This is a genomic window from Streptomyces lydicamycinicus, assembly GCF_000829715.2.
In the GTDB taxonomy this organism is placed as follows: Bacteria; Actinomycetota; Actinomycetes; order Streptomycetales; family Streptomycetaceae; genus Streptomyces; species Streptomyces lydicamycinicus.
This window is the reverse complement of the sequence record NZ_BBNO01000004.1, coordinates 564,621-583,704: the sequence shown is the minus strand read 5'-3', so window position 1 is coordinate 583,704 and position 19,084 is coordinate 564,621. Positions and strand designations below refer to the sequence as shown.

General features: G+C 69.5%; 15 protein-coding genes and 2 tRNA genes. 11 read left to right on the top strand and 6 right to left on the bottom strand.

Annotated features, from left to right (window positions below; genetic code table 11):
• Nucleotides 1-57 precede the first annotated feature (57 nt).
• On the bottom strand, nucleotides 58-1,515 hold the full coding sequence (locus TU31_RS15880) for an amino acid permease (RefSeq protein ID WP_042154806.1): 1,458 nt from the start codon (nucleotides 1,513-1,515) through the stop codon (nucleotides 58-60).
• A gap of 211 nt (nucleotides 1,516-1,726) precedes the next feature.
• Here TU31_RS15880 and TU31_RS15875 point away from each other — a divergent pair, with 211 nt between their 5' ends.
• The gene (locus TU31_RS15875; protein ID WP_042154804.1) at nucleotides 1,727-2,212 is read left to right on the top strand and encodes a ribose-5-phosphate isomerase; all 486 of its coding nucleotides are present in this window, start codon (nucleotides 1,727-1,729) and stop codon (nucleotides 2,210-2,212) included.
• Between the two features lie 70 nt (nucleotides 2,213-2,282).
• Nucleotides 2,283-3,104, top strand: coding sequence for an Fpg/Nei family DNA glycosylase (locus tag TU31_RS15870; protein WP_042154801.1), 822 nt, complete (start codon nucleotides 2,283-2,285; stop codon nucleotides 3,102-3,104).
• Nucleotides 3,105-3,146: 42 nt separating this feature from the next.
• Here TU31_RS15870 and TU31_RS15865 read toward each other — a convergent pair whose 3' ends face one another.
• A complete protein-coding gene (locus tag TU31_RS15865) occupies nucleotides 3,147-4,376 on the bottom strand; it encodes a GNAT family N-acetyltransferase (RefSeq protein ID WP_042154798.1) in 1,230 nt (409 codons plus the stop codon).
• 126 nt (nucleotides 4,377-4,502) lie between these two features.
• On the opposite strand from TU31_RS15865, the gene TU31_RS15860 reads away from it, so the two are divergent.
• Nucleotides 4,503-5,648 carry a PP2C family protein-serine/threonine phosphatase gene (locus tag TU31_RS15860; protein ID WP_042154797.1) on the top strand — a complete coding sequence of 382 codons (1,146 nt, stop codon included), beginning with the start codon at nucleotides 4,503-4,505 and terminating at the stop codon, nucleotides 5,646-5,648.
• A 162-nt stretch (nucleotides 5,649-5,810) separates the two neighbouring features.
• Here TU31_RS15860 and TU31_RS15855 read toward each other — a convergent pair whose 3' ends face one another.
• Nucleotides 5,811-6,974 (bottom strand): acyltransferase family protein, encoded by a 1,164-nt coding sequence (locus TU31_RS15855; protein WP_245698558.1) that lies wholly within the window; start codon nucleotides 6,972-6,974, stop codon nucleotides 5,811-5,813.
• Nucleotides 6,975-7,580: 606 nt separating this feature from the next.
• Between TU31_RS15855 and TU31_RS15850 the strand changes: the two genes are divergently transcribed.
• The gene (locus TU31_RS15850; protein WP_042154793.1) at nucleotides 7,581-7,775 is read left to right on the top strand and encodes a hypothetical protein; all 195 of its coding nucleotides are present in this window, start codon (nucleotides 7,581-7,583) and stop codon (nucleotides 7,773-7,775) included.
• A gap of 44 nt (nucleotides 7,776-7,819) precedes the next feature.
• On the opposite strand, the gene TU31_RS15845 is transcribed toward TU31_RS15850, so the two are convergent.
• Nucleotides 7,820-8,197, bottom strand: coding sequence for an arsenate reductase family protein (locus TU31_RS15845; RefSeq protein WP_042154790.1), 378 nt, complete (start codon nucleotides 8,195-8,197; stop codon nucleotides 7,820-7,822).
• Nucleotides 8,198-8,310: 113 nt separating this feature from the next.
• Nucleotides 8,311-8,381 (bottom strand) — tRNA-Gly (locus tag TU31_RS15840).
• Nucleotides 8,382-8,565: 184 nt separating this feature from the next.
• On the opposite strand from TU31_RS15840, the gene TU31_RS15835 reads away from it, so the two are divergent.
• The 5 genes from TU31_RS15835 (at nucleotide 8,566) to clpX (ending at nucleotide 13,353) form a co-directional block, all read left to right on the top strand.
• Nucleotides 8,566-8,642 (top strand) — tRNA-Pro (locus TU31_RS15835).
• 233 nt (nucleotides 8,643-8,875) lie between these two features.
• A complete protein-coding gene (gene tig / locus TU31_RS15830) occupies nucleotides 8,876-10,264 on the top strand; it encodes a trigger factor (RefSeq protein WP_042154788.1) in 1,389 nt (462 codons plus the stop codon).
• 288 nt (nucleotides 10,265-10,552) lie between these two features.
• The gene (locus TU31_RS15825; RefSeq protein ID WP_030283915.1) at nucleotides 10,553-11,155 is read left to right on the top strand and encodes an ATP-dependent Clp protease proteolytic subunit; all 603 of its coding nucleotides are present in this window, start codon (nucleotides 10,553-10,555) and stop codon (nucleotides 11,153-11,155) included.
• 66 nt (nucleotides 11,156-11,221) lie between these two features.
• Complete coding sequence (locus TU31_RS15820; RefSeq protein WP_026169394.1) at nucleotides 11,222-11,899, top strand: ATP-dependent Clp protease proteolytic subunit; 678 nt, start codon at nucleotides 11,222-11,224, stop codon at nucleotides 11,897-11,899.
• 170 nt (nucleotides 11,900-12,069) lie between these two features.
• A complete protein-coding gene (gene clpX / locus TU31_RS15815) occupies nucleotides 12,070-13,353 on the top strand; it encodes an ATP-dependent Clp protease ATP-binding subunit ClpX (protein ID WP_006605628.1) in 1,284 nt (427 codons plus the stop codon).
• A 254-nt stretch (nucleotides 13,354-13,607) separates the two neighbouring features.
• Here clpX and TU31_RS15810 read toward each other — a convergent pair whose 3' ends face one another.
• Nucleotides 13,608-14,567, bottom strand: coding sequence for a hypothetical protein (locus TU31_RS15810; protein WP_042154785.1), 960 nt, complete (start codon nucleotides 14,565-14,567; stop codon nucleotides 13,608-13,610).
• A 164-nt stretch (nucleotides 14,568-14,731) separates the two neighbouring features.
• Here TU31_RS15810 and TU31_RS15805 point away from each other — a divergent pair, with 164 nt between their 5' ends.
• Nucleotides 14,732-17,353, top strand: coding sequence for a valine--tRNA ligase (locus TU31_RS15805; RefSeq protein WP_042154783.1), 2,622 nt, complete (start codon nucleotides 14,732-14,734; stop codon nucleotides 17,351-17,353).
• A 220-nt stretch (nucleotides 17,354-17,573) separates the two neighbouring features.
• Entirely contained in the window at nucleotides 17,574-19,031 is a 1,458-nt protein-coding gene (locus TU31_RS15800) for a peptidoglycan D,D-transpeptidase FtsI family protein (RefSeq protein ID WP_042154781.1), read from the top strand.
• Nucleotides 19,032-19,084 lie beyond the last annotated feature (53 nt).

Genomic DNA, 19,084 nt, shown 5'->3' with positions numbered 1-19,084 from the left:
GCGGGGCCCGCACCCAATCGGTGCGGGCCCCGCCCTCTTCTCTGCCGCCGTACGGCGCTACACGCGCTCGGCCTCGACCGCGTCCCGCTCCCGCGGGCGGCGGCGGTCCAGGATCAGTCCGACCGCCAGCACCACCACGGCCGCGACCACCGACAGCACCATCTGCTTGCGGCCGTCCGGGTCGTAGAACATGTAGCCGATGACGAAGAGGATCAGCCCGATCGTCGCGTACGTCAGCCACGGGTACAGCCACATCCGCACCGTCAGCCGCTCCGGCGTCTCCCGCTCGATGGTCCGGCGCATCCGCAGCTGCGAGAAGCAGATGACCAGCCAGACGAACAGCGCCACCGCGCCCGACGAATTCAGCAGGAACTCGAAGATGGTGTCCTTCGAGGTGTAGCTGAAGATCGTCGCGATGAAGCCGAAGGCGACCGACGCATAGATCGCGACCGCCGGGACGCCGCCCTTGTTGACGGTGGCGAACGACTTCGGCGCATCCCCGCGCTGGCCGAGCGAGAACGCCATCCGGGAGGCGGTGTAGAGCCCGGAGTTCAGACACGACAGCACCGCGGTCAGCACCACGACATCCATCACGGTGCCCGCGTACGGGATGTCCAGCGACTCCAGCACGGCCACGTACGGGCTCTTCGCCACCGCCTTGGAGTCCCACGGCAGCAGCGTCACGATCACCGCGATCGAGCCGAGGTAGAAGAGCGCGATCCGCCAGATGACGCTGTTCACGGCCTTGCGGACGGCCTGCACCGGGTTGGGCGACTCGCTCGCCGCCAGCGTGACGATCTCGCTGCCCATGAAGGAGAAGACCACCAGCAGCATGCCGGAGAGGATCGCCCCCGGACCGTTCGGCAGGAAGCCGCCGTGCCCGGTCAGATTCTCCGTGCCGACCGGGGCACCGCCCGGCGGCAGCCCGAATATCGCCAGCGCACCGACCACGATGAAGACGACGATCGCGACGACCTTGATCCCGGCGAACCAGAACTCGAACTCACCGAACGAGCCGACCGAGACCAGGTTGGTGCCGGTCAGCACGATCATCACCAGCAGCGCCCAGGCCCACTGCGGGACGGCCGGCACCCAGCCGGTGAGGATCGCGGCGGCCGCGGTCGCCTCGACGGCCAGCACGACCGACCAGAAGAACCAGTACAGCCAGCCGATCGTGAAGCCGGCCCAGCGGCCCATCGCCCGGTCCGCGTAGGCGGAGAACGACCCCGACGTGGGAGAGGCCGCGGCCATCTCGCCCAGCATCCGCATGACGAGCACGACCAGCAGGCCGGTCAGCGCGTACGAGAGCAGGATGCCCGGGCCTGCGGCCGCGATCCCGGCGCCGGAGCCGACGAACAGACCGGCGCCGATGACCCCGCCGATGGCGATCATCGACAGATGACGGTTCTTGAGTCCTGCTTGCAGCCCGTCCTGTGACGGTCCCCCGGTGGATCCGCTGCCGGGTTCACCGGTGATAGGGACCGTTTTGGTGGTAGTAGGCGGGTGCGCGCCCATGAGCACCGTCCTTCGTGGTTCGCGGATGGGATCTCTCGCATTAGATCTTCGTTGGCCGTGGATTGGAAGGTCTTCGGCCGGATTGTTGTGGGAAACCCTGGATAGTTACGCAATCCGCTTGCGGACGGAAGGCGGGGGGTGGCGTTCCGTGCACGACCCCTGGGCAGACCCAGCCGCGCCTACCCGGCGGCGGGCGTGTCACACTCATCGCATGCGCGTGTACCTCGGTTCCGACCATGCCGGTTTTGATCTCAAGAACCACCTCGTCGAGTGGCTCAAGGCCCATGGCCACGAGCCCGTCGACTGCGGTCCCCACATCTACGACGCCCAGGACGACTACCCGCCGTTCTGCCTGCGCGCCGCGGAGAAGACCGCCGCCGACCCGGACAGCCTCGGCATCGTGATCGGCGGCTCCGGCAACGGCGAGCAGATCGCCGCCAACAAGGTCAAGGGCGTCCGGGCCGCGCTGGCCTGGAGCGAGGAGACCGCCAAGCTCGGCCGCGAGCACAACAACGCCAACGTCATCTCCGTGGGCGGCCGGATGCACACCGAGGAAGAGGCGACCAAGTTCATCGAGATCTTCCTCGCCACCCCTTACTCGGGTGAGGAGCGGCACACCCGCCGTATCGAGATGCTCTCGGCCTACGAGACCACCGGCGAGCTGCCCGCCATCCCGGCCCACCACCCGCAGGGCTGACCCTCGTTCATCCCGTCGCCCGCCCGCCCCGGCCGCCGGGGCGGGCGGGCGCGCCCACTGGAGGACCTCCGTGCCCGAGGGGCATACGATCCACCGCCTCGCCCTGGACCACCGCTCCCGCTTCGAGGGCGAACGGGTCAGGGTGAGCAGTCCGCAGGGCAAGTTCGCGGACGGTGCCGCCCTCATCGACGGCCACGTCATGACCCGCGCCGAGGCGCACGGCAAGCACCTCTTCCTGGGCTTCGGCCAGGACCGCTGGGTCCATGTCCACCTCGGCCTGTTCGGCAAGCTCGGCTTCGGCGCGACCCCCGCCCCGCCGCCCACCGACACGGTGCGCCTGCGGCTGGTGAACGCCACCGCGTACGCCGACCTCCGCGGCCCCACCGCCTGCGCACTGATCACCGACGCCGAGAAGCACGCGATACACGACCGGCTCGGCCCCGACCCGCTGCGCCCCGAGGACGACGGCAGCCGCGCCTGGCAGCGGATCTCCCGCAGCCGGACGACCATCGCGGCGCTGCTGCTGGACCAGAAGGTGATCGCCGGCGTCGGCAACGTCTACCGCGCCGAGGTCCTCTTCCGGCACCGGATCGACCCCTACCGCGCCGGCCGTGACCTCACCCGCGCCGAATGGGACGCCCTCTGGGCCGACTTGGTGTTCCTGATGGCCGAGGGCGTCCGGCACAACCGGATCGACACCGTCCGCCCGGAGCATCTGCCGGAGGCCATGGGCCGCCCGCCCCGGGTCGACGACCACGGCGGCGAGGTCTACGTCTACCGCCGCGCCCACCAGGGCTGCCACATCTGCGGCAGCGAGATCCGCACCGCCGGCCTCGCCGCCCGCAACCTCTTCTGGTGCCCGGGCTGCCAGCCGGGCACCGGCGGCGGCTGACGGTCCCGTTGCCGCCCTGGTGGCCGCACGGGACGGGGGGCCTCAGAACCCGTGCGGCAACCAGGGCGCCACGTCCGACCCGAACGCCACCGAAGCCGCCGCCAGCGCACCGGGCCGCAGCTCCCGGACGGCGCTCGCCGCCGCCAGCGACCTCAGGGTGAACCCGCCCAGATACGCCGACCCCAGCTCCCGTACGGACAGCGCCAGCTCGGCCGGGTCCGTGGTCCGCGCACAGACCGCGCCCGTCGCGTCGCCGGTCAGCCGCCAGCGGCCCTCGTTCCACGGGCAGAACGGGTCGGCGACCTCCAGCACCACGTCCACCGGCGTCCGGTACGTCCGCGCCGCCAGCGCCGCGCCCACCTCCACCGGCCGGACGAACAGCGACTCCCGCAGCACGGGAACGCACCGCCGCATGTCCCCGACCAGATGCGGCAGCGCATCGTCCACCGGCCGGGTGCGCACCGTCACCGACGACGTCAGATCGATCCCGAAGAGAAAGCGCCACAGCGCCGCGTACACCACCGGATCCGGTGCTTCCACGTGCCGCACCCGCACCACGCCCGCAGGTCCGGCGTCCTCCCAGACCACCTTGACGGCATAGCGCGCATAGCCCCGCACCTCGCCGTCCACCTCGGCCAGCACACACTGGAGCTCCCCGGCCCCCGCCCGCTCGCCCGGCAGGTCCAGCACCGCGAGCCGGTCCCAGCCGGGCCGCCGCGCCAGCATCCCCGGCCGGGCGGGCACCAGCCGGGCATAGACCCGCTCGCACTCCGCCAGCGCGGCCGCCGGGTCCACCAGCCGCAGCCGCACCTCGTCCGTGCCGGGCAGCTCGGGGGCGGCCAGCCGCAGGGTGTCCACGGTCAGCTGCATGTCCAGGGCCGCCGCACCGTAGCCGAACCGTCCGTAGATCGCCGGCTCCGAGGCGGTCAGCACCGCCAGCGGCTCCCCGCGCTCCCGGACATCCGCCAACTGGTGCCGCATCATGGCCCGCAGCAGCCCGCGGCGGCGGTGCGTCGGCTGCACACTGACCATCGTCACGCCGGCCACCGGCACTTCGGCGCCGCCCGGCACGGTGAGCCCGAAGGAGAACGCCCCCGCCGTGGCGACACAGTCCGCGCCGTCCCAGACGCCGAACGAGCGGCCGGTCTCGGTGAGCTCCCGCCTGAGGGCCCGCTGCTCAGGGCTCGGGGGCGGCTCGCCGAACGCCCGGTTCAGCGTGTCCGACCAGGCGTCCCATTCGACGTCCCGCAACATCCGTAATTCCGTGGCCATACGACATCCCTAGCGCACGCTCCATAGCGGCGCGACCGCATTTCGAACGGGGTTTCCCGGGAATTTTCCGGGCCGACGTGCGGCGAATCGACGCACCGCCGAACGGGTGGATAAGGTCCCAGAGCAATGAGCAGCGGCCAGGGAACGGAAACCCTGACGGCCCGGATGCACAAAGGACTGCACCGGGCCCGCATCGGCGTGCGCAAGGCCGGTGTCGACTACTTCCGCGGCGAGGGCTCCGACCGGTTCGCGCTGGCCGCCCTGCTCATCGCCATACCCGCCATCGCCGCGGGCACACTCTGGTGGCCGGAATGGATCGCCCCGACGGCGCTGGTCCTCCCGGTCATCGCCGGCGGTCTGCTGTTGCGGCCGGCCAATCTCCTCGTCCTGTACGGCGCTTCGGCGACCGCGCTGGTCGTCGAGTCCGCGCTGTTCGGCCCGTACGAGGAGGGGCCGGAACGGATCACTCCGGGCACCGTCCTGGTCGTCGCCGCGGTCGGGCTCTTCGGGCTGCTCATCGCGCAGTTCCGCAGCCGGGTCGGGGTGCCCTGGCGGCGCGGCGGCACCATGCTCTTCGACCTGCGCGAACGCATCCGCGTCCAGAGCAAGCTGCCCAAGCTGCCGCAGGGCTGGCACCACGAGATGGCGCTGCGCCCGGCCGGCGGACAGTCCTTCTCCGGCGACTTCGTGGTGGCCTCCCGCACCCATGGCGGCACCATCCTCGAAGTGGTGCTGACCGATGTCTCCGGCAAGGGCATGGACGCGGCCTCCCGCGCCCTGCTGCTGTCCGGCGCCTTCGGCGGCCTGCTCGGCTCGCTGCCGCCGCACGGCTTCCTGCCCGCCGCCAACGGCTATCTGCTGCGCCAGGACTGGGACGAGGGGTTCGCGACCTCCATCCACCTCGTCCTCGACCTGGAGTCCGGCGACTACGAACTCCTCTCCGCGGGACATCTGCCGGCCCTCCAGCTCAGCGCCGGCACCGGCCGCTGGGAGGAGAAGGCGGGGGACGGGCCGCTGCTCGGCGTCTACGACGGCGCCCAGTTCCACCCGGTCAAGGGCACATTGCGGACCGGCGACGTGCTGATGCTGTTCACCGACGGCCTGGTCGAGGCCGCCGACCGCGATATCGCGGAGGGCATCGACCGGCTGACCGGCGAGGCCGACCGCTATGTCGCCGGGGGCTTCGCGGGCGCCGCCTGGCATCTGATCGAGGCCGTCGCCAAGGACGTCAATGACGACCGGGCGCTGCTGCTGATCTGCCGGGACACGTAACGGGGACGGTGCCGGAGGGGGCCGCGGCCCGTCGGCCGCTCTCCCCGAGGGCGTACTTCGGCCGTTTCCGCGGCCGTTCCCAGCGCGCCGCGGGGACCGGTGCGCCGCCCCCGGCATGGCGTGAACCGACCGCGTCACGCTCCGGCCGGAAAGCGCGGGCTCTCAGGCGCTGACGCGGGCCCGCGCCGTATCGGCCGGATCCTTCCGGAACGCCCAGGCCATCGTCGGCTCCATGGCGAAGCGGAACACCCGGCGGACCGGCGGGGTGCACAGGGCCGTCACGATGCCGCCGGCGATCAGCGTCACCGCGATCTCGCCGAGCGGGGTGTGCAGCCAGGCGTAGTCGTCGAACCAGCCCCAGAACCGCGAGCCCTTGGCCAGGAAGCCGTGCAGCAGATAGCCGTAGAGGGTTCCCGCGCCCAGCACCGTGAACCAGGTCTGCCGCGTCGGCACCCAGGCGAAGAAGCAGGCCACCATCACCATCGAGCAGCCGAAGAGCGCCAGCGTCATCACCGCGCCGATCCACCAGGTGGTGCCCAGCTCCTGGGCGCTGTCCCGGTGGTAGAACCACGCCGAGGACATCCGGGGCGCCGCCCAGTAGGCCATCACCAGCGCCGCGGCGAAGACGGGCAGCGAGGCGATCCGCACCGCCCGCCGCTGCACCAGCTTGAAGTGCTCGGGCCGCAGCGCCAGCCCCAGGACGAAGAACGGCAGGAACTGGAGCACCCGCTGGAGGTCCAGATCGTCACCGATGTCCGGTGACACGGAGGCGAGTACGGCGATGGCCACCGCGAGCGGAATCGGCCAGCGCACGATCTGCCACAGCGGGGTGGTCAGCCGCCAGATGAACAGGGCCACCAGGAACCACGTCAAAAACCACGGGTCGAGCAGGCTGATGGGGTGCCCGGGATCGTCGTCCGCCCAGCGCTTGAAGAAGGCATAGGCGGTCTCGAAGAGGATGTAGGGGACCGCGACCCCCGTGACCAGCCGCTGCAACCGGTCCTTGCGCATGTCGAAGCTGCGCGAGAAGTAACCGGAAATGATGATGAAGGCCGGCATGTGGAAGGTGTAGACGGTCATGTAGAACGCCTCGGCCGCCCGGCTCTTGTCGGTCAGCGGCTCCCATGCGTGCCCCATCGCCACCAGCACGATGGCCAGGTACTTCGCGTTGTCGAAGAACGGGTTACGGCCACCGGTCTTCGGGGCGGGCACCGCCGCGCCCTCCGGCACGCCGGACGGCTGAGCCGTGGGCCCGGTCCGGTCCGTACCCGCCGCCCGCTGGGCAGGGGGCAGGGCGCGTCGGGGTGTCGGGGCAGCGGGAAACATTTGAGGCACGATAGCGGCGGTCGGCGGGCGCGTAAAACCGTGTGCGGCCCCTTCGTTATTTCATTGGGTGCCGCTCCGGAGGGCGCCCGGATAAAATCCGCAATCGCCGGGGCAGAACCTCCACCACGCTGCCCGATTCGCCCCCTTTCATCCCGTCAAATCGGGTCGTATCCCCCGCAAACGACTCTGAGGGAATGTCCCATTCCTTAGTCTTATGTCCGAATGCTAATAAGCCTTCGAAGTGGCCCGTAAAGCAGTGACGGATGCCACGAATTCCCTATTCCCGCGGGCCGGGAAAATGATCAGAATGCCGCCGAGGAATGATCGGCAGAAATTACCGACGAGGTGTCAGGCGGGGAAATTCCCCGGCCTCGTACCAACTACGTCCCGGCCCCACGCGGCCCCCGCACCGTCGTCCGCTCGCCACCTGTACGCCACCCCGCGGTAACCCCTCGGCCACCAGCGGCCGGAATCGGGCAAAGCGTTGGCCGATGATTCGTCACCGGCCTGCGATGGGCATGGAGTTGGTGGCACGATGAGTGCAGGGGGGTGTGCGCGGCATGCCCCCGGGCCGGTGAGGCGTTCCGACCGAGGGTGTGATCAGTTGTGGCTCTTTCGCTGTCAGTTGTGCTGCTGTTGGGGATCATCCTGATCGTGCTGATCAGAGGGAAGTCGATCAAGGGGGGCCCGGCGCTCGTCGCCATACTGTTCGGCTTCTTCCTCGCCTCCACGGGCGTGGCGCCGTCGATCAACAAGTTCCTCAACTCCCTGGCGGACACCATCAACCACATCACCTTCTAGGTGGTCCGCCGGCCCTCCGCCAGGCGCCGCGCAAAGTCCCCGTCCTACGAGGTCTCGCCCCCGGCCCGCGCCACCGCCTCGCGTACGGCGTCCTCGCTGCGTCCGACCAGCGCCGAACCGTCGTCCGCGGTGATGATCGGCCGCTGAATCAGCCGGGGGTGTGCCGCCAGCGCCGCGATCCACCGCTCACGCGCGGCGTCGGTGCGCTCCCAGTCCCCGATCCCCAGCTCCTTGGCCTCGGCCTCCTGGGTCCGGGTGATGTCCCAGGGCTCCAGGCCCAGCCGCGTCAGCACGTCCCGCAGGTCACCGGCGCTCGGCGGGTCCTCCAGGTATTTGCGCACGGTGTAGTGGGCGCCCGCCTCGTCGAGGATCTCCACGGCGGAACGGCACTTGGAACACGCGGGATTGAGCCAGATCTCCATGCGGACCACCCTATTGACCCGCGACCGCGGAGCGAAGAGGTGTGCCGGCATCCGGCGGCGCTCTCCGGAAAGCGGAAAACCCCAGGCCGTCCGGCCTGGGGTTTCCTCATACGAGCGGGCGACGGGAATCGAACCCGCGTAGCCAGTTTGGAAGACTGGGGCTCTACCATTGAGCTACGCCCGCGCAAGCGCCACAGGTCGCTCGGACCTCGGCACGCAGTGCATCCTAGCGGGTCGCGGCGGTGCGCCGCACATCCCTTCCCGAGGACGGTGCGCGTCGCCGCGTACGCCCCCATGTCCCGCCACCGGGCGCCCCGATAACTGGCAGCTGGAGCGCCGTCGGCCATGTACCCTACGTGTCGCACCGACGGGGTGTGGCGCAGCTTGGTAGCGCGTCCGCTTTGGGAGCGGAAGGTCGTCGGTTCGAATCCGGCCACCCCGACCAGTAGACAGGTCAGCCCGACGGCACCGTCGGGCACCACCCCGGCCCACTCTCGCGCCGCCGCATGATCGGCCGCTGTTCAAGATCGCGTTGTGGGCGTCATCCTCCTTGCGGTTACTATGCAAGCTGCGTGCCCGTGTGTCTGTGTACCGGGCGTGATCGGCCGGTACCGGAACAGCCGGATACGGGAAGATCTCAAGCAGAACCCCAGAAGTCAGCCCCAAGGAGACCGAACCGTGAAGAGCGCCGTGGAGACCCTGAACCCGACTCGGGTTCGGCTCACTGTCGAGGTGCCCTTCGAGGAGCTCAAGCCCAGCCTCGACGCGGCGTACAAGAAGATCAACCAGCAGGTCACGGTGAAGGGCTTCCGCCAGGGCAAGATCCCGGCGCGCGTCATCGACCAGCGGTTCGGCCGCGGTGCCGTGCTGGAGGAGGCCGTCAACGACGCGCTCCCGAAGTTCTACACCGAGGCGGTCAACGAGGGTGAGCTCAACGTCCTCGGCCAGCCCGAGGTCGACATCACCGAGCTGAAGGACGGCGAGCTGCTGGCCTTCACCGCCGAGGTCGACATCCGTCCCGCCCTCGAGATCCCGGACTACTCCGGCATCGAGGTCGAGGTCGACGCCGTGGAGGTGTCGGACGAGGACATCGACAAGTCCGTCGAGCAGCTGCGGGAGCGTTTCGCCACGACCGCCCCGGTCGAGCGCGCCGCCCAGGACGGCGACGTCCTGACGCTGAACCTCGAGGCCAAGGTGGACGGCGAGGTCCTGGAGGACGGTGTCGCCGAGGGCGTCACCTACACCGTCGGCTCCGGTGAGCTCCTCGACGGCATCGACGAGGCCGTCACCGGCGTCGCGGCCGGCGGCGAGGCCACCTTCACCTCCGAGCTCAAGGGCGGCTCCGCCGAGGGCAAGGAGGCCGAGGTCAAGGTCGAGGTCACCGAGGTCAAGTCCCGCGAACTGCCCGAGCTGGACGACGACTTCGCGCAGCTGGCGAGCGAGTTCGACACCCTCGAGGAGCTGCGCGCGGACAGCCGCAAGCGCCTTGAGCAGATGAAGAAGTACGACCAGGCCACCCAGGCGCAGGAGAAGGTCCTGGACGAGCTGCTCAAGCTCGTCGAGGTGCCGATGCCGGAGAAGCTGCTCGCGGACGAGATCGAGACCCGCAAGCACAACCTGGTCAACCACCAGCTCGGCCAGATGGGCCTCGACCTCGCGAAGTACCTGGAGATCCAGGGCAAGAGCGAGGAAGAGTTCGACGCCGAGACCAAGGAGCAGGCCGAGAAGGGCATCAAGACCCAGTTCATCCTGGACGAGCTGGTCAACAAGGAGAAGCTGAACGTCAGCCAGGAGGAGCTCACCGAGCACCTCATGCGCCGCGCGCAGTCCTCCGGCATGTCCCCCGACCAGTTCGCCCAGGCCGTCGTCGAGGGCGGCCAGGTGCCGATGCTCGTCGGTGAGGTCGCCCGCGGCAAGGCCCTCGCGGTCGTCGTCGAGGCCGCCACGGTCAAGGACAGCAACGGCGAGGTCATCGACCTCGACGACGAGGACGAGACCGCCGAGACCGTCGTCGCCGAGGCCGAGGGCACCGAGGTCGAGGCCGCCGACGAGAAGCCCGAGGCCTGAGCCCCGGTCGCCTCGCGCGAAGACCGCTGATCACGGGCCCGAACACGCACGTCCGCGTGTTCGGGCCCGTACTCGTACCGGACCGGTGAGCCTGCGCTCACAGCGAACAGTTATCGATGCGGGATGGCGTTGTCCGACCTGCGCGTTAGGGTCCGTAGATACGAGGGCAGGGGAGTCCCTGAAACCGCGCCGGGGCGACACACGGCGCCGATCCCCGCGCCCCAGAAGACGACGCTGAGACGGCCTGGAGCCGTCCGACAACGAGCAGGTGGACACGTGACGATCCCGATGCCTTCCGCCGCCGCTGAGCCGACCTTCGGTGGCCTCGGCGACCAGGTCTACAACCGGCTGCTCGGCGAGCGGATCATCTTCCTCGGCCAGCCGGTCGACGACGACATCGCCAACAAGATCACCGCGCAGCTGCTTCTCCTCGCCGCGGACCCGGACAAGGACATCTTCCTCTACATCAACTCCCCGGGCGGCTCGATCTCGGCCGGCTTGGCGATCTACGACACCATGCAGTACATCAAGAACGACGTGGTGACGATCGCGATGGGCCTCGCCGCCTCCATGGGACAGTTCCTGCTGAGCGCCGGCACCCCGGGCAAGCGCTTCGCGCTGCCGAATGCCGAGATCCTCATCCACCAGCCCTCCGCGGGTCTGGCCGGCTCCGCGTCCGACATCAAGATCCACGCCGAGCGGCTGCTGCACACCAAGAAGCGGATGGCGGAGCTGACGGCCTTCCACACCGGTCAGACCGTCGAGCGGATCACCCAGGACTCCGACCGCGACCGCTGGTTCTCCGCCGATGAGGCCAAGGAATACGGCCTGATCGACGATGTCATGACCTCCGCCGCCGGCGTTCCGGGCGGGGGCGGCACGGGCGCCTGAGGCCCCGTACCACTCGCCCTTCAGCCCCCAGCCCACTTGATCGCCACCAGGACGGTGAACACCACGATGAACAACTTCCCCGGCAGCGGCCTCTCGCAGGGCGCCGAGTCCGAGTTTTCCGGCCCGCGCGCCGAGTCCCGCTACATCGTCCCGCGCTTCGTCGAGCGCACCTCGCAGGGTGTGCGCGAGTACGACCCGTACGCGAAGCTGTTCGAGGAGCGCGTGATCTTCCTCGGCGTGCAGATCGATGACGCGTCGGCCAACGACGTCATGGCGCAGCTGCTCTGCCTGGAGTCGATGGACCCGGACCGGGACATCTCGATCTACATCAACTCCCCGGGCGGTTCCTTCACGGCGCTCACCGCCATTTACGACACGATGCAGTTCGTGAAGCCGGACATCCAGACGGTCTGCATGGGCCAGGCGGCCTCCGCCGCGGCCGTGCTGCTCGCCGCCGGCACCCCCGGCAAGCGGATGGCGCTGCCGAACGCCCGGGTCCTGATCCACCAGCCGTACAGCGAGACCGGCCGCGGTCAGGTCTCCGACCTGGAGATCGCCGCCAACGAGATCCTGCGGATGCGTTCGCAGCTGGAGGAGCTGCTGGCCAAGCACTCCACCACCCCGATCGAGAAGATCCGGGACGATATCGAGCGTGACAAGATCCTGACTGCCGAGGAGTCCCTGGCGTACGGTCTGGTCGACCAGATCGTCTCGACGCGGAAGTCGTCGGTCTCGATCGGCTAGCGATCTTTCGCGAAATGAGCCGGAGCGTTGCCCCCTTGGACCGGTTCGGGACGGAGTGAACCGAGTCCGTCCAAGGGGGGCCCGTACGGGGGGCCCGGCAAGGTACCGTCGATAGGCAAGCACCCGGGTCCGTGGAGCAATACGGATCCCAGGCGAAGGGGAAGCACCTCGTGGCACGCATCGGTGACGGCGGCGACCTGCTCAAGTGCTCATTCTGCGGGAAGAGCCAGAAGCAGGTGAAGAAGCTCATCGCGGGACCTGGTGTGTACATCTGCGACGAGTGCATCGACCTCTGCAACGAAATCATCGAGGAGGAGCTCGCCGAGACCTCCGAGGTGCGGTGGGAGGAGCTCCCCAAACCGCGGGAGATCTACGAATTCCTGAACGGCTATGTCGTCGGCCAGGACCCCGCCAAGAAGGCGCTGTCGGTCGCCGTCTACAACCACTACAAGCGTGTGCAGGCGGGCGAGAACGGCCCCGGCCGCGGCGATGAGGGCATCGAGCTCGCCAAGTCCAACATCCTGCTGCTCGGCCCCACCGGCTCCGGCAAGACGCTGCTCGCGCAGACCCTCGCCCGGATGCTCAACGTCCCCTTCGCGTTCGCCGACGCCACGGCGCTGACGGAGGCCGGCTATGTCGGTGAGGACGTCGAGAACATCCTCCTCAAGCTGATCCAGGCCGCGGACTTCGACATCAAGAAGGCCGAGACCGGCATCATCTACATCGACGAGATCGACAAGGTCGCCCGGAAGAGCGAAAACCCGTCGATCACCCGCGATGTCTCCGGCGAGGGCGTCCAGCAGGCGCTGCTGAAGATCCTGGAGGGCACCACCGCCTCGGTCCCGCCCCAGGGCGGCCGCAAGCACCCGCACCAGGAATTCATCCAGATCGACACCACCAACGTCCTCTTCATCGTCGGCGGTGCCTTCGCCGGGCTGGAGAAGATCATCGAGGCCCGGTCCGGCGCCAAGGGCATCGGCTTCGGCGCCACGATCCGCTCCAAGCGGGAGATCGAGTCCAAGGACCAGCTCCAGGACGTGATGCCGGAGGACCTGGTGAAGTTCGGGATGATCCCGGAGTTCATCGGCCGTCTCCCCGTCCTGACCTCGGTCCACAACCTCGACCGCGAGGCCCTGCTCCAGATCCTGGTCGAGCCGCGCAACGCGCTGGTCAAGCAGTACAAGCGGCTCTTCGAACTCGACGGCGTGGAGCTGGACTTCGACCGCCCGGCCCTGGAGGCCATCGCCGACCAGGCCATCCTCCGCGGCACCGGCGCCCGCGGTCTGCGCGCCATCATGGAGGAGGTCCTCCAGGCGGTGATGTACGAGATCCCGTCCCGCAAGGACGTGGCCCGCGTCGTCATCACCGAGGATGTCGTCCACTCGAACGTCAACCCGACCCTGGTCCCGCGCAACCGCGGCGAGTCGGGGGAGCCGCAGGAGAAGAGCGCGTAAGACGCGCTCGTAGTTGATACCGAACCGCCCGGCAGCGGGAACGCTGCCGGGCGGTGGTGTGTTGATGCGGCGTGTCAGGACTGCGCGCGGTTGCAGGCTTCCTCGGCATGAGACGCCTTGACGCCGAGCCGCTCCAGAGGCCGCATGCACGGGAGCGGGGGGGGGCACGCCGCAGGACAGGCCGCCGGGCAAGCGAAAGGCGCTCGACGCGGGGTGCTGGTCGAGCGCCTCGGCTTCCGGGGCGGCTGCGGTGCCTACTTCTCCTTGCGGACCTCGTCGCGGAGCTTGGCCGTCTTCTCGGAGAGCTGCTCGGCGGTCAGCGGCTCGGAGCCGGCGGGACCATTGGTCGCCGGGGCGGGCTGGGACTGCACGATGCCGATCGCGCTGTTGTCGCCCCAGATGCAGACGGAGACCTGCTGGGACGCGCTGACGCCGCTCATCGTGACCGTCGCCTTCTGCACCTTGCACTTCATCACGGCGCCGTCGAAGCCCTCCGGTGAGTACTCGGTGACCGGCGTGACCGTCTCGATCTTGGCGCGCGAGGCGTTCGGGTCCTTCTTCTGGTTCTCCTCGAGCTTGGCGAACGTCTGGTCCACGGCGGTCTCCGGGTCGTTCACCGTGCCGTAGACACCCACCACCACGAGTTGCTGCTTGGCGGCGTTCATGTACCCGCCCTGAACGGCGGTGGCGTCCGTGATCCCCATCGCCCGCAGTTCCTTGTCGTCGGAGAAGTCCTTCTGCGGCTTCCCGCCGGCGCGGTCCGGCACCTTGCTGTACTCCGCGCTCAGCAGCTTCTCCGGCAGCGAGATGGTGTACGGCTTCACATCCCCGCCCGAGCCGAAGACGAAGTACGCGCCCACACCGATCGCCGCGACGACCGCGACCGCGCCGATGATCAGGCCGATCTTCTTGCCGTTGCCGCCGCTCTCCTCCGGGCCCTGCGGGATCACGCCGTAGGGCGTCTGCTGGCCGCCGTACGGGGCCTGCTGGCCGTAGGGCTGGCCGGCCTGCTGGGGGTAGCCGTAGCCCTGCTGAGGGGGCGCCTGGCCGGCCTGCTGGGGGTACCCGTAGCCCTGCTGCGGAGGCACCTGGCCGCCTTGCTGCGGGTAGCCGTAACCAGGCTGGGGGGCCGGTGGCTGCTGCGGCTGGCCGTACGGGCCCGGCTGCGGGGGCTGCTGGCCGTACGGGCCGGGAGGCGGCTGGTTGAAGCTCATGGAGCGGTTCCCCTCGTGACAACTGAATTCAGTTGAGTTCTGCGTGTGAAGTTCTGGGTGCTGTTGAAGCGCTGCCGACATCCTGTACGACGCCGCTGACAGCCGTTGCCCCGGGGGCGAAACCGATTCGAAGCTGCTACATCCGCGCCCGTACACTGTCCGGCGTGACCGAGAACTCTCAGCAGAGCAAGCACAGCGCCCCCGAACTGCCGACTCAGTACACGCCGGCCGATGTAGAGGGGCCGCTGTATGAGCGCTGGGTAGAGCGGGGTTACTTCGAGGCGGACGAGAAGGGCGACAAGCCGCCGTACACCATCGTCATCCCGCCGCCGAACGTCACCGGCTCCCTGCACCTGGGGCACGCCTTCGAGCACACCCTCATCGACGCGCTCACCCGCCGTAAGCGCATGCAGGGCTACGAGACCCTCTGGCAGCCGGGCATGGACCACGCCGGTATCGCCACCCAGAACGTCGTCGAGCGGGAGCTCGCCAAGGAGGGCGTCTCCCGGCACGACCTGGGCCGTGAGGCGTTCGTCGAGCGGGTCTGGCAGTGGAAGGGCGAGTCCGGCGGACAGATCTCCGGCCAGATGCGGCGCCTGGGCGACGGTGTCGCCTGGTCGCGTGAGCGGTTCACGATGGACGAGGGCCTGTCCAAGGCCGTTCAGACGATCTTCAAGCGGCTCCATGACGACGAGCTGATCTACCGCGCCGAGCGCATCATCAACTGGTGCCCGCGCTGTCTGACCGCCATCTCGGACATCGAGGTGGAGTACCAGGAAGACGACGGCGAGCTCGTCTCCATCCGGTACGGCGAGGGCGACTCGTCCATCGTCGTCGCCACCACGCGGGCCGAGACGATGCTGGGTGACACCGCGGTCGCCGTCCACCCGGAGGACCAGCGGTACGCCCATCTCGTCGGCACCGAGATCGAGTTGCCGCTGACCGGCCGCCGGATCCCGGTCGTCGCCGACGAGCACGTCGACCCGGAGTTCGGCACCGGCGCGGTCAAGGTCACCCCGGCCCACGACCCGAACGACTTCGAGATCGGCCGCCGGCACGGGCTGCCCAACCTCGCCGTGCTCGACGAGCGCGGTGTCATCACGGCGCACGGCCCCTTCCAGGGCCTGGACCGCTTCGAGGCCCGTTCCGCGATCGTCGGTGCGCTGCGCGCCGACGGCCGGATCGTCGCCGAGAAGCGCCCGTACACCCACTCCGTCGGGCACTGCTCGCGCTGCAAGACCACCATCGAGCCGCGGCTGTCGATGCAGTGGTGGGTCAAGGTCGGCCCGCTGGCGAAGGCCGCGGGTGACGCGGTCCGCGACGGCAAGGTCAAGATCCACCCCAAGGAGATGGAGTCCCGCTACTTCGGCTGGGTCGACAACCTCCACGACTGGTGCATCTCGCGGCAGTTGTGGTGGGGCCACCGGATCCCGGTCTGGTACGGGCCGGAGGGTGAGGTCGTCTGCGTCGGACCGGACGAGGAGCCGCCGAGCGGCGAGGGCTGGCACCAGGACACCGACGTCCTCGACACCTGGTTCTCCTCCGGGCTGTGGCCGTTCTCCACGCTCGGCTGGCCCGAGCAGACCCCGAGCGTCGAGAAGTTCTATCCGAACTCCGTCCTGGTCACCGGCTACGACATCCTCTTCTTCTGGGTCGCCCGGATGATGATGTTCGGGCTGTACGCGATGGACGGCACCCCGCCGTTCCACACCATCGCGCTGCACGGCATGGTCCGCGACCAGTTCGGCAAGAAGATGTCCAAGTCCTTCGGGAACGCGGTCAATCCGCTGGACTGGATGGACGAGTACGGTTCGGACGCCGTCCGGTTCACGCTCGCCCGTGGCGCCAACCCCGGTGTCGACGTCCCGATCGGCGAGGCCTGGGTCCAGGGGTCCCGCAACTTCGCCAACAAGATCTGGAACGCCACGCGGTTCGCGCTGATGAACGGTGCGACGGTGGAGGGTGAACTCCCGCCCGCCGAGCAGCTGTCGGCGACCGACCGGTGGATCCTGTCCCGGCTGAACTCGGTCGTCGCCGAGGTCGACGCGTACTACGACGACTACCAGTTCGCGAAGCTGTCGGACACCCTCTTCCACTTCGCCTGGGACGAGGTCTTCGACTGGTACGTCGAGCTGTCCAAGACCACCTTCATGGCGGGCGGCCCGGCCGCCGACGCCTCGCGCCGGGTGCTGGGTGAGGTCCTGGACGTCACCCTGCGGCTGCTGCACCCGATCGTGCCGTTCGTCACCGAGACCCTGTGGACGGCGCTGACCGGCGGTGAGTCGGTCGTGATCGCCGACTGGCCGAAGGACTCCGGCTTCCGGGACGCGGCGGCCGAGCGGGAGATCGAGACCGTTCAGCAGGTCGTGACCGAGGTCCGCCGGTTCCGCTCCGACCAGGGGCTCCAGCCGGGCCAGAAGGTCCCCGCGCGGCTGGACCTGTCCGGTACGGCGCTGGCCGCGCACGAGGCCGCGATGCGCTCGCTGCTGCGGCTTCAGCCGGCCGGTGACGATTTCAGCGCTACTGCCTCGCTGCCGGTCGGGGGCGCCACGGTCGCCCTGGACCTGTCCGGCGCCATCGACGTCGAGGCGGAGCGCAAGCGCCTGACGAAGGACCTGGGCGCGGCCGAGAAGGAGAAGGCGCAGGCCACCGCCAAGCTCGGCAACGAGGCGTTCCTGGCCAAGGCGCCGGAGAAGGTCGTGGACAAGATCCGCGGCCGGCTGGAGGCCGCGGAGGCGGACATCGTCCGGATCACCGCGCAGCTGGCGGCCCTGCCGAAGGCGTAACGGCGGCAGACCTCGCAGGCCCCTCGTCCGTACGGGCGGGGGGCCTGCGCCGTTGTTGGGCACGTCCGCGCAGGGCGGGCCCCGGTGGGCGGGGCTCGGGCGGCGGTCCGGGCGGCGGGCGGGGCGTTCTCATCGCGCTCTCATCTGGCCGAGGCACGGTGGTCCGGAATGCCGTAGTGGCGGCAGCCCCGCACGTCCCGTACCTGAGGAGCCGCGCCCGATGAACAAACCCCTGCGACGGGCCGCGGTCTTCTGTCTGGCCCTGATCGTCGCGCTGATGGGCTGGGCGACCTGGCTCCAGGGCGCGAAGGCGGGCGACTACAAGGAGGACCCGCACAATCCGCGGGTGACGATCGGCAAGTACTCGGCGCCGCTGGGCAACATCCTCGTCGACGGGGAGCCGGTCACCGGCTCCGCCGCCACCTCCGACACGCTGAAGTACAAGCGGACCTACAAGGACGGCCCGCTGTACGCGCCGGTCACCGGCTTCACCTCGCAGATCTTCGGCAGCAACCAGCTGGAGAGCCTCTACGGCGACCTCCTGGACGGCTCCGACAGCCGGCTCCAGACCCCCGCCGACGCGCTGACCCGCAAACGGGCCAAGGGCGGCGACGTGGCCACCACCATCGACGCCGCGGTGCAGAAGGCCGGCTACCGGGCGCTGGGCGACAAGAAGGGCGCCGCCGTCGCCATGGACCCGGCCACCGGGCGGATCCTGGGCATGGTGAGCACCCCGTCGTACGACCCGGGGACCTTCGCCGGTTCCGACGGCGCCGACCAGAAGGCGTGGCGGAAGATGTCCGGCGACAGCGAGGACCCCGAGGTCAACCGGGCGCTGCGGCAGCCGCTGCCACCCGGCTCCACCTTCAAGCTGGTGGTCGCGGCGGCCGCGCTGGAGGACGGCCTGTACTCCTCGGTGGACGAGCCCACCGACAGCCCCGACCCGTACACGCTCCCGCACACCCGCACCGAGCTCACCAACGAGAACCGGGCCGCGCCCTGCAAGAACGCGGACATCCGCACCGCGCTCCAGTACTCCTGCAACACCGTCTTCGCGAAGATGGCCGTCGACCTGGGCAAGGACAAGGTGAAGGCGCAGGCCGAGAAGTTCGGCTTCAACGACGGCAAGGTGGACACCCCGGTGCGGGCCGGCAAGAGCGTCTACCCCGGGAACATGGACGAGGCGCAGACCGCGCTGTCCGGGATCGGCCAGTTCGACGACCAGGCGACCCCGCTCCAGATGGCGATGGTCAGCTCGGCCATCGCGAACGGCAGCGAGCTGAAGACCCCGCAGCTGGTCGACAAGCTGACCGACGGCGGCGGCAACACCGTCCAGAGCAACGAGCCGAAGACCTACCGCGACGACAAGGCCATGTCGGCGCGCACGGCCCAGCAGCTGCGGTCGGCGATGCAGACGGTCGTGGACAAGGGCACCGGCTCCGGCGCGAAGATCGACGGACTGACCGTGGGCGGCAAGACCGGCACCGCTCAGCACGGCGTCGACAACAGCGGGACGCCCTACGCCTGGTTCGTCTCGTACGCCGAGGACGGCAAGGGACACCGGGTGGCGGTGGCCGTGATGGTCGAGGACGGGCACGCCGCCCGCAACGAGGTCTCCGGCAATGGGCTGGCGGGTCCGATCGCGCGGGCCATGATGAAGGCGGCGCTGCCGTCGTAGCCGGCCCGGCCCCCGTCCCCGCCCCGTCCCCGGCCCCCGGCGCAGGGGCGCAC